At 46.2% G+C, this 14900-nt stretch carries 9 protein-coding genes; 3 read left to right on the top strand and 6 right to left on the bottom strand.

The window, feature by feature from the left end; translation table 11 throughout:
* Positions 1–122 precede the first annotated feature (122 nt).
* Positions 123–1007 (top strand): class I SAM-dependent methyltransferase, encoded by an 885-nt coding sequence (locus FJZ26_01005; GenBank protein ID MBM3228984.1) that lies wholly within the window; start codon positions 123–125, stop codon positions 1005–1007.
* Between the two features lie 622 nt (positions 1008–1629).
* Here the strand turns inward: FJZ26_01005 and FJZ26_01000 are convergent.
* A complete protein-coding gene (locus tag FJZ26_01000) occupies positions 1630–2040 on the bottom strand; it encodes a hypothetical protein (protein MBM3228983.1) in 411 nt (136 codons plus the stop codon).
* A gap of 73 nt (positions 2041–2113) precedes the next feature.
* Here FJZ26_01000 and maf point away from each other — a divergent pair, with 73 nt between their 5' ends.
* Positions 2114–2761 (top strand): septum formation protein Maf, encoded by a 648-nt coding sequence (gene maf / locus FJZ26_00995; GenBank protein ID MBM3228982.1) that lies wholly within the window; start codon positions 2114–2116, stop codon positions 2759–2761.
* 473 nt (positions 2762–3234) lie between these two features.
* Here the strand turns inward: maf and FJZ26_00990 are convergent, their stop codons facing one another.
* The 5 genes from FJZ26_00990 to leuS form a co-directional block, all read right to left on the bottom strand.
* A complete protein-coding gene (locus FJZ26_00990; protein MBM3228981.1) occupies positions 3235–3936 on the bottom strand; it encodes a hypothetical protein in 702 nt (233 codons plus the stop codon).
* A 95-nt stretch (positions 3937–4031) separates the two neighbouring features.
* Positions 4032–5075 carry a class I SAM-dependent methyltransferase family protein gene (locus FJZ26_00985; GenBank protein MBM3228980.1) on the bottom strand — a complete coding sequence of 348 codons (1044 nt, stop codon included), beginning with the start codon at positions 5073–5075 and terminating at the stop codon, positions 4032–4034.
* Positions 5076–5083: 8 nt separating this feature from the next.
* The gene (locus FJZ26_00980) at positions 5084–6418 is read right to left on the bottom strand and encodes a hypothetical protein (GenBank protein ID MBM3228979.1); all 1335 of its coding nucleotides are present in this window, start codon (positions 6416–6418) and stop codon (positions 5084–5086) included.
* A gap of 165 nt (positions 6419–6583) precedes the next feature.
* The gene (locus tag FJZ26_00975; protein ID MBM3228978.1) at positions 6584–11056 is read right to left on the bottom strand and encodes a hypothetical protein; all 4473 of its coding nucleotides are present in this window, start codon (positions 11054–11056) and stop codon (positions 6584–6586) included.
* 240 nt (positions 11057–11296) lie between these two features.
* A complete protein-coding gene (leuS, locus tag FJZ26_00970; GenBank protein ID MBM3228977.1) occupies positions 11297–14140 on the bottom strand; it encodes a leucine--tRNA ligase in 2844 nt (947 codons plus the stop codon).
* Between the two features lie 168 nt (positions 14141–14308).
* On the opposite strand from leuS, the gene FJZ26_00965 reads away from it, so the two are divergent.
* On the top strand, positions 14309–14900 hold a 592-nt coding region (locus tag FJZ26_00965; GenBank protein MBM3228976.1), incomplete at its 3' end, for a hypothetical protein.

The raw sequence follows: 14900 nt of genomic DNA, 5'->3' as shown, positions 1-14900 counted from the left end.
ATGTTTCCACCTCAAAAATCTATTGGCTTATGCGTTGGACGATTGCTCTATGCTCCTGGAGATTGCCCCATGTTCTGTCTTGAATGGTCTTTTATTCTATTATTCAGCTGGTTTTTAAGTAGATGCCCCAAAACCCTAACATGGCTATTTGGATTGAGACAAGGGGCTATTGGCCGCTGCCAGGTTTTGTCAGCATTTATTCTGGCGGAAAGTGGAATTCGCTTCATGCAAAAAACAATTGCTTGAACGGAAAAAAATTTACCTATTCATGCAGAAAGGCCAAACTTGGCGGCGTGATTGTGCTTGAAGCATTGATTACCAAGGCATTGCCAAAAAAACTTTATGTTTGGCAGGACGATACTCTAAAACCGGAAAAGGCAAAAAAAACCCTTCTTTCAAGGTGGATTGGCGGGCTTTACAGCAATGCAAATCCAAGCAGGGTTTCACAAGTCAAGGAATTTTATGATGCCATTGCACCAAGGTATACATATCACACTGAGCCAGGAAGGGAAAACCAGCTTGCGGCAATTGCAAGATTGATACCAAAAGGTAGCAGGGTTCTTGATGCCAGTGCAGGAACATGCCTATTTGCCAAAGCTTCTTCTATGCGGAAACCGGGCCTTAAGATAACTTGCATGGACCTGTCGGAAAAAATGCTTGAGGTCGGAAAGTGGAATTTGGGCAACCGCGACTTTGTGAATGTTTTAGCCGGGAGGATTGGGGCAATGCCTTTTGAGGATGGCAGCTTTGATTTTGCAGTGCACTTGTTTTCAAATCTTCTCTCCCAGGACAGGAAATCATTTACAAATTTTTATAGGGTATTGAAAAGGCATGGAACGTTTATTTATCATCCAGTAAAAAGCCCGGGGGAGCAGTGGTTGGGAGGATGGAGAGAGAAGACGAGGCAAAGGCTTGAAAAAGCCGGTTTTAGAACTGTGCACATCAAGTCAATCCAGAGCACAGGGAAAAAAAAGAGCATTTTGACTTTGTTTATCGCAACAAAGTAATTTGTTGTCTATTTCTGGATTCTTCGCTTATTTATTAAATCACTAAAAATATTTTTGTTTACAATAATCGCTTCGGAAGAAGGATTTAGCTTGCCGCAACCCTTTGTTTGGGTTAAGTTTAACCCAGGAAATGCCGCTGGTAATCTTAAATCGAGATTTCTTAGAGTTTGCAGATTTTCCTCACTTACAGTAATTATTTTTTGCATGGGATTAACGCACAAGCAGGATTTATAAGAAGAACGGCTTGGCACCTAGGCTAAATTTACCTACAAGTCGCGCTCAGGGGCCTTTTCATCAGGAACTTTTTGGGCGCAATCCCTGCAGTATGTGTGGGTGTACCCCGCCAAATCAAGCTTTTGCACCCTGTCGGCATAGGTAATTTCGGTTTTGCATTTTTCACAGTTTAAATTCGCCATATTTTAACACCTTTATTCATTTAGTATTTTCTATTTTCGTACTTAAGATTCCAGCGTATTGAAGTGCGCAACTTTATTCTGGAGAATACTTGAAGCATTTGATTGTTTAGGAATTTTAATGTTTAAGCTTATGGCAGAATAGGATTAATATAACCTGTGCATAGCCTGAAGAAGCTTGCTCGGTGATTTGTGGTCTTGTTTCTTCTTTAAGCTCCTTTTGTAATGCCCTCGGGGACCTTGTACTCAAGCCACCTGACCTGTTTTGCCTCTATACAGGCCTTAAGCGTCTTTTCAACGGGATTTAGGCTTGACTTTCCGCTTTTTACCTCAACAAAAACCACTTCGTTTATTGTTTTGGCATCCATGCCGCTGAAAACAACAAAGTCAATGGGTTTTCCAAGAAACCTTACTTCAGTAGGCAAAAAAGGGAAGTCCGGCAGATACGGGGCAAGCTGCTCTGAGAACTGGCCGCCTAAAACAGCCCTTGATTTTTTTATTGCGTCCTGGCGAAGCGCCTCAACTTTGTTTTGTTTCCAATCATCATCTGCGAGTTTCCGGCCAATCAACAGTCCAATTGCAAAAAACACCAACACTGCAGAGATTAAGGCGATTTCCATTAGTTCAACGGCCATAACAATCACATTATGGATAGCTTATCCTTCGTTTAAATTGTTTGCTTCCTAAAATGGAATGGTATTTGCGATGAAGAATGTAAAAATCGTGTTTGCGACCGCATCACCTCAAAGAAAATGGCTGTGCAGAATGGCGGGCATTGAAGCCGAATTTGTAAAAAGCAACGTGCGCGAGAAAAAAAAGGGCGATTCGCCTGAAAAGCTTGCTGTTCAAAATGCCATTCTAAAAGCCAGGAAACTTGCTGCCAAGCACCAAAATTGCCTTATTATAGGAGCAGACACGCTTGTCTGGATAGGGAACAGGACAATCGGCAAGCCGAAAAATTCGCTTGATGCAAAAAGGATGCTCTTGAATTTGAGCGGAAAGTGGCATCATGTTGTCACCGGAGTGGCTATTTTGTTTAAGGAAAGAGGATGTGCATTTGCCTCTATTACAAAAGTTAAGTTCAGAAAAATTTCGGATTTGGAGCTGGAAAAATACATAAAAGGAAGGGAGTGGGCCTCAAAGGCCGGAGCTTATGCGTTTCAGGGCCTGGGGAAGGGATTTGTTGAGAATGTAATAGGGGACAAAGACAATGTGATTGGACTGCCGGTAAAAAAGCTCAAAACCGCACTTAAAAAATTTGGGATATGCAATGCTTTAGGCGCATACGCCACTGAACAGATACGCTATAAGAAGGATATGGCAGGTGACAGCAGAATATAATAATTGCTGCTTGGAAATAATGCACATGCCCCCGTAGTCCAACCTGGATAGGACGCAAGCCTCCGAATAGGCTTTTTTGCCTAAGGGCAAAAAACCCTGGAAAACTGCAATTCAGTTGCAGTTCCCGCAAAATAATTTTTTGCGAAAAGGCTTTTTTGCCTAAGGGCAAAAAACCCTGGAAAACTGCAATTCAGTTGCAGTTCCCGCAAAATAATTTTTTGCGAAAAGGCCTACAAATGGCCAGAATGTCCGGACTTGGTTGCAAGAGTTCTCATGTTGAGAAGACAGCTTGTAGTCCGGGTTCAAAGAACCTTTTTTGGGAATAGTTTCATCAAAAACCACCCATAAAGGCCTGAAAATCCCGGCGGGGGCGTTCTTTTTACTTCTAAAAAAAGAAGGCAGGGCGATTGAAAAAAGAAAAAATAAGATGGGGCAAAAGCCCCAACAGTCCCTTTACTTGTAGATTCAGAAGCCTACAGGTTAAGGTAGTCCTTTGTTCTGGATATCCAGTTCTTGGCAGCCTCTTGCCCGCCCAATCCAAATGCAAGGCCAAATGCAAGGGCTATGCCAAAGCTTCCAGCCTGCAGCAGTGTCAGGAAAGTGGAGCTTATGATGCTGATTTCAAAACCAAGGGTTTCAAAACCGACTATTGCGCCCATGAAAACAACCACATATTTCACCAGGCTTGCAATCATCTGCATGTGCTTCTCCTTCCTGTCCACTTCATGGACTTTCTCCTTTGCAAGGTCGCCAATGATTGCCGCAACCAGAAGCACCATGACTGTCCCTATGACCTTGGGCGCAAATTCCACGATTTTTACAAGGAACTCGGAGATTGGGCCGGCTGATACATAGGCAACGGCTGCTTGAATGAATACAAGTATGACAAAATATTTGACAACTTGTATTAGCACTTCGCTTACCCGGACATTGCCCAGTGAATCATGGACTTTGTGGGTCTTAAGGAAGGTTTCGAATTTTACAACTTCCAGCAGCTTTCTGAAAAACTTAGCCACAAAGGACGCCACTATCCAGCCTGCAACTGCAAGTATTGCAGCCATCACAATGCTTGGTAGCGATTCAACTACCTTGATTAGGGCGTTGTTGATGCTGCTTGCCAAAACTTCCCCTATCCTGCCTGGCTCTGCCATCAGGTTGATTGATTCAATTGCCATTTATTTTTCACCTCTGATAGGTAATATTGTTCATGGAAATCCTTTATAAATGTTTCGTCTGCTTTACGTCGAGTTGGCAAAAAAGCATTGTACTGTCAGAGTACCACAAAATCAATTACAACCTGCCGTGTTGACGGAGAGAATGGCCTGACAACGCGTTTTCCAAGTATTGAGAATCTGTATCCTTCTTTCTTGCACTCTAGGGATATTTTATCAAGTGGCTTGGAAAAGCCACCCTTGATATGTACAAAAGAGTATAGATGGATTGAGGCCCCTGGCTTGGCGCACTTGAGTGCAACTTCGAGGAATTTTTCCGCGTCTTTAGGAAGTGGCATGACAATACGGTCAAATGCTTTCAGGTATGCCTTTGTTGCAAGAACCCTCGCCACATCGCCGCAAATGGCCTTTACGTTATTTGCCTTGTTTAAAATAATATTTTCATTGAAATATCTGACTGCGTCAGGATTTATCTCAACGCCAAGAATGCTTGAGCTGGGATTTAATTTGGATATTGAAAGTGCGAACGGTCCGCAGCCGGCAAACATGACAAGAATTTTTTCATTTGGCCTTGAGAGCCGCGCTATGCGCAGCCTTTCTGTTGAAAGCCTTGGGGAAAAATACATCTTGGCAAGGTCGACTTTGAGCCTGACTCCGTTTTCGCAATAAGTGGTTTGGGTGCGCTTCTCTCCAGCAAGGTGGGCAAACCTGCGCACGCGATATGTGCCTTCCATTGCACTTGACTTTGCGAGCACTGTTTTGACGTTCCTGTGAACTTGCATGGCCGCCTTTGCAATTTTCTTCGAATAAGTTGAAAGCCCCCGTGGAATCTCAACAACTGCTATGTCTCCGATTATGTCAAATGACTTGGTAACCCTGGCTTTTTGCTTCTCTGGCATCTTGCCTTTTAGCGCATCTTGAAGCGAATTGGGCTTTTCCACAACTTTGGCAAAATTCCTTTGGACGCTTTTCCCAAGTCCGGAGTGAATTTGCGTGCTGTTGGCTGGTTTTGCGTTTAGAGGAAATATGACATTAGTCCCTTCCCGCTTCGGTTTTTTTGCAAAATCGAGGGCGCCGGATAAAATCAAAAGTTTTCTTGCAGACTCTGCAAGGGACTTGTTGACAAGAAAGCCATGCTGCATGGAACCACTCAGGCCTGCTTGCAGGCAAAGGCAAAATTGGACTGCGGCATTTGGGCGTTTGAATAGGGGCTTGTTGCAGCACCAAACTGGACGCTTGTGAGTGATATCAAGTTTATGTTCTGGCCGAAAGTGCACTGGAATGGATTGCTGCCCTGCTTGGGATAGACGATTATGCTTTGCATGTATGGCCTGGAGTATTGTAGGCAGCCTTCGAACCAGCCGTTTGACACTGGGTGCAGCTGCGCGCCTCCATCGGCAGCAACCCTGTAGGCTCCCTTTCCAGGAAGTATAGATGTGTTGAAGCCATAGGAGGCCATTCCAATGATGCCTACGGATGGAAGGATAAATGATTTGGTGCTTGCAGTATAGTAAATGTCGGCAACCTCCTGTTCGCTCCAGCTTGTTCCTGCCGCATTTGGGCCAGGGGCAGCTGCAACAAACAGCCAAATGGTCGGCTTTCCGTATTTTATTGATGTTTGTTCTGCAAATGCCACATTGTCCCAGTATGCGGTTGTGATGTCTGCGCTGCCTGCGTAATCATTGAGGAAGATGCCCTGCCCGATCATATCAACGGACTGGTTAAGCTGGGGGTCTGAAACTATGGCAGCTATTGTCTTGTTGTCCATTGTCGGTGGGGTCATTGCAACAAAGCAGTTGGGGCACCTGGATTTTATTGCAAGCGCCTGGTCGCGGGCTTGCTGGAAACTCGCAGGCTCATCAACACTCACGTTGAATTCTGTTGATATAATCACTGGTCCGATGTCCTTAAGCTCCCTTGCAATGTTTTCCATGGCGACTTTGTCAATGTTCTGCTTGGCAGTGTAATATATGAACACAGGCATTACCCTGTTTTGCAGGCAGTTTGTGGCAGACTGTTTAAGCTTTCCCGTAAGCTGCGGAACACCAGGATTGCCAACAAGCCAGTTTACGGACATGGATAACGAGTTGTTGCATAAGCGATTGGCAGAGTCAAAATCACCAAAGTTTGGCCCCTGCCCAATCATGAATATCCAGGGAAATTCTGAAGTCCTTGATTCCAGCTCTTCAAGTGTTGTCTGGTTGCAGGATTGAAACGAGCACGTGCCCTGAGCAAGCGATGAGCCGCCAAGAATGGGAATTATTGAGGTTTTGTTCTTGCAAGTCAAGCAGATGCACTGGCTGCCGTTTATATCAGGGCAGCTGACGTTGAATGGCTGGAGTGTCAGGTTTATGTCGGCTTGCCTTGGGCGTGCGGTTACGCAACCAAGAACTAAAACAGATGCAAAGACAATGAGGATGGCAAGAAGAAAGCCGAATTTCCTGTCTGCCAATATGTTTGTGCCCTCGGATTTTTGTCTTTGCATTGACACCACGAACTGCCTTGGTCATTACTATATATCCCAAGGGATAAATTCTGATAGATAATGAAAGGCGATTTTATTAAATTGCTTGCCTGGTTTTGCCAAGCATTTTATGCTTGCAGGTATAGCATTGGCGCTAACATGGACAGCTGAAAACAAGTTTCCTCCCTAGGCTGCCTTGCGGAAGCTTTTGACGCAGTGGGAGCACGGGTCGCCAATTGCCTTTGCCTTAAGGCAGGACGGGCAGGAGCCAACCTCATAATCAAGATACTTGAGCTTGGCTTTCTCAAAGAACCCTTTTGGCTTTTCGCCACCCTCAAAGTCGTACTTTGTGATGGGCCCGCCGCTTTGCCGCTCCATCTGCTTTTGCTCCTTCTTGTTTTGGAAGCTTTCTTTAATGTCCTGTGCAACAAACCACGGATAGAGGATTGGCAGGGCAAATGCAAGAGGCTTGAACCTCCCCGAATAGGTATAGGCATTGTATTCCATTGAGCGCTCGGCCATAAGCCCCTCAATTGTCTTGTCCCGCTTCCAGATATCGGTTGTCATGTCGCGATAAAGGTTTGCCCTCTCTGACTTGTAGTAAAGCGAGCCTGCTTTTCTCAGCTCCGGGTTGTCTGAGTGGGCAAGTGTTGTTGCTATTCTTGGAGCAAGCCTGTCCCCAATGTCCCCAGTGTCAAAGTCACGGATAAACATTCCTGGAGGCCCCATCTTGTTAATGTTCTGGTAGTAGGGCTTGTACATTTCAAAGTGCCTCAGGCTGCCACCTGCAGTGAAAATTGTGTTGCCAGACCTTGCACTTTCCGCGTAGTAGCCCTTCTCAAACGGCCTTGTATACCAGGGCCCTTCACGGTAGTCAAATTGCTCCCTTACGTGCATTTTTGACGCAATTTTCCTGCTGACGCCCTCATCATCATATGAGTAAAGAGGCTGGAAAGTAAATGGCAGCTTCAGCCGCTTGATGCCATCTGATGAATACTGGTAAAGATTGAACCCGCTTTCATCCCTGTACTCGTTTAGCTTCCTTATTCTCGGGGTTTTAAACCTGTTGCCAAGGTCAAAGCTCTCCCAGGGCGTAAGCAGGGACCTTACTGCCTCAATGCCAGCTATCCTCCTGTGTTGCGCCTGGTCAAAAACTGTCGGATACCCTACCATGAGGGAGAAAAACGGCCGCGTGTATTCACCAAAAATCCTTGCAAAAGGCATTGTGGCCTTTATCATAAGCTTGTTGGTAAAGTCACCGGGCAAAAGGCCGTGGGTGAAAAGCATGCTTGGATTTTCATAGGCAAATTGGCCAGTGTGGTAACCGGTCCTCTCCATCTGGGTCGCGCCAAAGCTTGAAGAGCCAAATCTCGGGTCACGCATCATCGTCTCTTCCATGATGTTGTAATATATTGTATGTTGTTTTGCAATGTTGCTTGAGGCCCTGATGTCCTTTGCAATATCGCTTTGCCTGACCTGCTTTAGGACATCTTTGTATTCTTCTTGCTTGCTAAGATAATTCTGATATTTGTTTTTTATCTCCTCAAGCCTTGTTTTATCCCCATCGCTCAGTTCACCGGCTGCTTTTTTTGACTCAAGCTCGTGAATCATTTTTTTCCAAGTGGATTCGCGGGCTTTTCCTTCTGCGATATCCTTTCTCAGACCAGTCAGCTTGCCCCCTTCGTCAAAATACAGCCCGGCTTCGTAATTCTTCTTGTAATTTTCTATCAGCAGCCTTGCATTGTTCTGCGCCGCAAACGCATCCTGGAGGTTTTTGGCTGTGCCTGCCGTCCCGCCGACAATGACACTGTCAAAAAAGTTCCTAATCCTGGACGTGACGCCCCTGTTCACTTCATTTGCATTTTTCATTTCTATTTTATCAATAGCGCCGGGTTTTTGGCTCAGAATATCATTTTGATACTGCACCAAAAGCTTCTTATGCTCTGAATTATTTGGGTTGTATCTAAAGGATTCGCCGCCTCCTTTGGGTTTGAGGTAGATTATCCCATTGACAACATAGTCCCCTTCTCCAGCAGGCATGCCCTTGAAATAGGGAATCATCTTCATGTCCAGGGTTGACATCCACAGGCCCTCCTTTGTCATCTTGAGAGTCACGCCCTGTTCTATGAATTTTTTGTATTGCACTGGGTCTTTGAGGTCAACCCCAGACCTGTTTGCCGTTTCAACATAGGATTTGAGCGCACCTGTCTCCATCATGTGGGCCCTGTTGAAGTTTTTGAACAGGTTCTGGTTGAGGGTTTCGGTTCTCCCGATAATCCTGTCAGAGAGGTTGTCCATTATTGAGATTACCTTCATTGCCTCAAGTTTTGATACTGTTGCAAGTCTTGCAACCCTTGAGCCCGGGTATTTGCCGATTTCGCCGATATAAGTCTGGAATGTCGGCCCATGTCCGCTTAGTGCAGCGCCACGCGTCCAGTCAGAAACCTTGCCAAGATCTGCCTTCAGGTTGTCCCTGACTTTATTTGCCGTTATATTGATTAGTTCATCTCTTGGAACTGGTTTGCCGGCATTTGACTTCATCTGCCTGATTAGCTCGTCTTGCATCATGACTCCAAACACGCTGCCTTGCATCTCCTTGTTTGTAAGGGTTTTTTTGAGGACTTGCACAAGCTGCCCATAGAAATCCCCTTTCTTGTTCAGCCCAAGCTTTGCCATTGCATCCTCGTAGCCTTTTTGCATCTCCTCGCTGATGCCCTTGCCCTTGTACTTCATGTCCTTTCTGGAATTGTATGAAAGGGCAAGTAGAAGATTTAGGTCGTTTTTGTTGGCGTCTCCTGCAGGTTTCCCGTTATTGTCTAAAGTCCCGTGCATTATTTCCTTCAGGGTTTTGCCTACCAACGTTGTCATTCCCGTGGCCTTTTCAATTTGGGAAACAATGCCTTTTTTTCCGCTGAAGGCTCTTTGCATAGCCTCCATGTCTTCCACGGACTTTATGTTTCTGATTTTTGAGTCAAGCTCAGAGAGCTTTTGGGCTGCTGCCAGAAGCTGGTTCTTGTCTTTTGTGGACAAATTGCCATCTTTGGCTATTGCCTTTATGAATTCAACTGAATTGATTTTTCCATCCGGGGTGTTTTTCATGACTTCAAGCGCTTTTGTAAGGGTTGCATTTGCCCCAAGCTTGAGCAATGCAGCCTCAACTATCCTTGCCTCAAGTGCGTATTTCAGGTCTCCAAATCTCCTTTTAGAGGCCTCAATCGGGTCGTATTTTTCGCTGAGTTTTTTGTTGTTTGCCACTTCCTTTGAAACGTCAACAACATGGAAAAACCTGCCGTGGATGCCTTCTTTGTGCATTTGCTCCTTTGACTTGAACAGGTTCCTGATTTTGTCATGCTGGATGAACGGAAACTTCCACTTGTATCCAACCCGACTCAAGGCCTCTATTATGAATTGGTGCTTGACGTCGCCCCAAAGCCTGTGGTGCGACCTGTTTGCGCCGCTTCCTGCCGCTGCCATAAGAAGTATTGGCTTGCTGATTACATTCTTGACAAGGGGAACCTTGCCAAATGTCCTCCTGTCCCAATCAATTATTTTTCCCGCCAGGCTGTCAAAGCCATAGGCTTTCATGTAGGATTCCTTGGCTTGCGTAAAGCCGAACTTTGCAGCATGCAAGTCATTGCTGTTTGCAAGAGCCCCCCTCAACCTCTCATCTGAAATCCGCTTGAGCAAGTCTCCTTTGAAGTATTCCTGGTCAAACAGGTTGCCCTTATATGTCCCGGCAAGAATGGCATCTATGTCCCTAGTGTTTTTTGTTGCAAGCGCCCTTAGCGCAAGCGACTTGTTTTCCGCGGATGCCTTGCTGTTGATGATTTTGTTGACAAGCGCCCTGTTTGATGCGCCCATCCTGGAAAGAAGGCTGCCAAGCCTTGCATTTGCCTGGCCAAGTGCCGCAAGGGTTTTTGCCTCCATTTTCTGGTTTATCCTGATGCCGTGCATCACGTTTGTGGTCACGGTTGCCTTGTGCATGTGCGCCTTTTTCCCCTTGGGCAGCTTCGGCGTTGTTATGTCAAAAAGGCTAAGCGGATTTTTTCCAGAGTAATACATTGAGGAGATGAAAAGCCCGAAGATTATGAAAAGCGGGACGCAGGCAATCATGTTGCTTGAAATGGCATCGCTTATTGTTGGGCCTATTGCGGTTATTGCCTGATTATCGGTGTCGCAAACAAGTATATGGTTTGAAGTTGCCTTGATTTTATTGTCTGGCGTGCCCTTGTAGTCTGCCTGGACGCTTATGCACTTGCCGCTGTAGACGGACTTTTGGATTGTGCATGTTGCCCAGCCCTTGCTGTCGGTTACAACTGGATAACAGCTGGAAATTGGGGAGATGGAGCCTTGGATGTCCTTGGAGAAGTAAATTTGCGCACCCGCTACATCCCGGATGTTTTGCTGTGTTTTGATTGGATGGCCAGATGGGCCCGGAACTCCGGTTCCGCTGCCTGCCGAGGGAAAGCCAGTCCCAGAGCCACTCCTGTCCTGCCCCCTGTCCTGGGACTGCAGGCTAAAGGAGTAAGTTATGTTGATGTAGGAGAGATGGACTGAAACAGTGCTTGATGAAGTCTGCGTGTTGAATACGTTGAATAGCTCAATGAAGCTTTGCCCGCATGTTGTGCATGCAGGAGTGTCAGCCAATGAAAGCGGCAAAAACGCTAACAGGAAGAAAACGGTTGCTGTTAGTACGATGGCTCGCATATTAAGTTAACACTTTTATATAATATAAAGCTTGCCCCAAAAGGACAAAAACAGCCAGATTTGATAAGTGTTTAATTTTGTACAATTGTGACAATATTAAGGGCTTTTAATAATAGACTTTTTTTATGCATTGGGCTTTTATTATGCATATTGGAAACGCCCCGCATAGTTATCAAAGAAAATGAACTGTTGTTACTCCACAAGAATTGCCACCTTTCCCGGAAGGGCGTTTTGGGCCTTTTGGACCTGACTTTCTGCTGCCTTATCTTCGTGCAAGACAAAAACATCACAGCCAAGTTCCTCCTTGAAAAATGATGCGGCATCGCAAAGAGCTTCGAACTCCTGGCCTGGGGAAAGGCTTGGCCCAGTCAGGGTGTTTATGTTTTTTGTGTATGAAAGCACGAGCTTGGGGACTTGTTTTGAGTGCTTGTTTATTTCAGGGTCTGCCATTGCCTCTTTTATTGACTTTTCGGCTGCCCTGTTTTTTATCACAATTTGAAGCAGCTTGTGTTTCCACTCCCCACCTACAAAAAGCGTGATTTTCCCAGGCTTCCCAGATTCTTTCAGGTATCCTGATTTGAGAAGGCCGAGAATGTGTTTTATGTCCCCAAATGTGCTTATTACAAGCCCTTCCATATCAAGTGCAAGAGTATTGATTTTTCCTTCGAAAACTGCCGGGAACTGATGGGTTGTCAAATCTGCCTTAGGGCCTTTATTTTCTTCGCTTTTCCCAATGCCGGAATCAAGGCCAAGCAGTTGCCATGCCTCCAGCGTAAAGTGCGGCATTACAGGATGGAGTGCAGGCAGCCATAGTGAAAAAAACCTGCCAAGCTTTGGAGTTTTTGTGCGCTTCATGTACCAGGACAGGTCATTGAGAGTGTTGAAGAACAGTTCCTGGCCTATTTCCCTTAGGGCAAGGCTGCGGTACTGTTCCATTGCAGCCCCAAGCCTTGAGTGCAGCCTTGAGAAAAACCACCTGTCTGCAAGTGTCTCATCAGGCATTTGCCCTATCGTCCCCCAATTGCCTTGCATTTTTTTAGCCGCATTGAGGACAAGCTCTTCTAGCTGCCTAAGCCTGCTTGAAACGCCTGTTGCGGCCGATTGCGAAAAGTCGGAGTCTTCCTTTAGCTCTGCGCCATTTACTACTGAAAACCTGACAACGTCGGCTCCGTATGTTTCAATTGCCTTTCGAAGCGGCATGATGTTGCCCATTGACTTGGACATTTTCTTGCCATCCATTAGCACAAAACCGTTGGTGGCAATCTGGCGCGGCCAAATATTTTTAGGGAAAATAGCTACATGGTTGAATATCAAAAAAGTCAGGTGATTGTGGACAAGGTCTGAGGCGGAATGGCGCGAATCAAGCGGATACCAGTAGGAAAATTGAGTGCGCATTTGCTCCGCTTCAGGGGGAAGCTTGCCTGCAGGGCTGCGGCCAAGGAAAACGTAGTCAAATAACTGTTCGGTCAGCTGCTCCGGCTTCATTTTCATCGCGATGTGAGCGATGGTGTAGAACGCCATGTAAACTGTCGAGTCGGAAAGCGCCTCAATCATTTTTGTTTCATCAAACGGAAAGCGCGTGCCCAAGCCTGCCGAGCGGGTGCAGGCCTTCTCCTTGAGCCACTCAAGGGTGTAATCGTACTCCTTTCTGGTTTTCTCTGGCAAAATCCGCATTTGCAAGAGGCATTCGCGCGCAGATGCCTTCCATTTTTCATCGCCATAATCAATGAACCATTGGTCTTTCACGATTTTAACGCCGACAAGCCCGCCGAACCGGGAGTAGATGGGGCCGTTTGCTATTTCGTAAATTGGGAGCGCCTTGTTCTCAGCTTTCAGTTTGGTTTCCATTTTTTCCTTGGCATCCACGCCCCTCATGCCCGTAAATTCGCCGACAACCATCACGCCTTCGTACGCAGATGCCTTGTAGAGAATATGCTTTGCTTCAATTGCCTTGGGGTCTAGCTGGTCCTTTACGCCCATCTTTTCCACAAGCTCCTTTGCAGCAAATTGCCCGAAGCCTTTTACTTGGAGCACTTGCCTCATGGCAACCTTTTCCAAAAGCCCCGCGTCCCGCAATGCGAGATAGTCGATTGGCGCATCCGAAGGCACGCACATCACAACGCCTGTGCCGTGTTTCGGGTCAACAAACGAGGCCGCAAAAACAGGCACTTGCTCCCCGGTCAGCGGATTTTTTGCTTTCATTCCCAAAAGCGTTTTTGCAGTTATTTCATTTTCAACTTTCAAATCAGAAAGTTGCATTGAAAGGGATTGAAGTGCCTCCTTTGCCAGGTAGTATTTGCGCTTGCCATCTGTTGCGCACACATATGTTGCATCTTGATTCACCCAAATATTTGTCACTCCATAAAGTGTTTCTGGCCGGTAAGTGGAGCAAATTAGATGGCCTTCCTGGAATGGAAAAAGAATTCCTGACGTCTCTTCAATCTGGGGGTCTAAATCACCCTTGGTGTCGTGCGCGCCAATTGCAGTTTGTCCTACTGGGCACCACGGCACCGGGTGCTCGCCCTTTTTTATGAAGCCAGCTTGGTGCAGCTTGGCAAACTGCCAGCGTATGAATTGGTTAAATTGGTCATCGGACGAGTAAAATTTCCTTCTCCAGTCAATTGAGAGGCCTATTTCCTTCATGCCCTGCTCTATCTCTTTTGAAAAATACATGACTAGGTCTTCTGGCTTGGTTAGATTTGCCGCCTGCTGCCTTGAAATTCCATAGATGCGCTCAAAGATGCCAAGTATTTCTTCATCTTTTTGGGCGATGCGCTTTGCCATGGCAAGAATTGGCGTTCCGGTGACGTGAAAACCCATTGGGAACAGGACGTTGTAGCCTTGCATTCGCATGAACCTGGCATAAATGTCGGTTGTGGTATAGGTTCTTGCATGCCCTATGTGCTGCGGCGAGTTGGGGTATGGGAATGCCGCCGTCAAGAAGAATTTTTTTTGCCCATTTGGCTCAGGTTCAAAGGCCCTTGATTTGGCCCAAAAAGCCTGCCACTTAAGGCTAGTGTTTTCCTTGTCTTCCATGAAGACAATTTCCCACACACAATTTTTAAATATGAGCGGGCAAATCCATCCGTGAGAGTGTAAAACCACTCAATGGGATTACCTTGTATATTGCCTTGTATTCTTCAATAATTATTATCTGAGACCATAGCTAGATAATGCTAGATAATACTTGGATTTGGGATTTGGATGGACTTGCTGATGTTTCCCCCAATGCTTGACATAGGAACCACATTCACGACTATTTTCAAGAACATGGGCTGGCTTGTGTTTGCCACTGCCGCACTGATGATTTCGGTTGTAACAGGCAGCCTTGCCTACATGGCAAGCGAGGCGCTCAACCTCGCAAAACTGAAAACTTGGGCAAAAAGCGAGCTATATGAGGCAGTGATGAATGCCGCCATAATAGCGACTACGGCCTCTGTGCTTGTCCTTTTGTCAGCGCTTGCAGGCGCCCTTACTGGCTACCCGGACTTGTATGTCCCTGGAGAGCTGTTCTTAAACACCATGGATTCGACTGTCACCTCTGTTTACGTTTCCCTTCTTGCAAAGGAGGCGTGGATTGGTTTTCTTTCAACAGCAGGCACTTCAATTTACATAGGCCAGCCTGGAATCACTACGGTGACTTTAAGCGTCGTTCCAATGTCAGGGATGACTGTAATTAGCGATGCGCTGATAACTATAATCGACGCAGTCGGCATTTCGCTTGCCGCCATAATTGTCCAGCAGGTGATACTGTCATTTTTCAAGGAGACGATGCTTACTTTTTTCCTGCCTGCAG

The sequence above is a fragment of the Candidatus Parvarchaeota archaeon genome (assembly GCA_016866895.1).
Classification (GTDB): domain Archaea; phylum Micrarchaeota; class Micrarchaeia; order Anstonellales; family VGKX01; genus VGKX01.
Note: the sequence above shows the minus strand (reverse complement) of the source record. Positions and strands in the feature narration are given on the sequence as shown.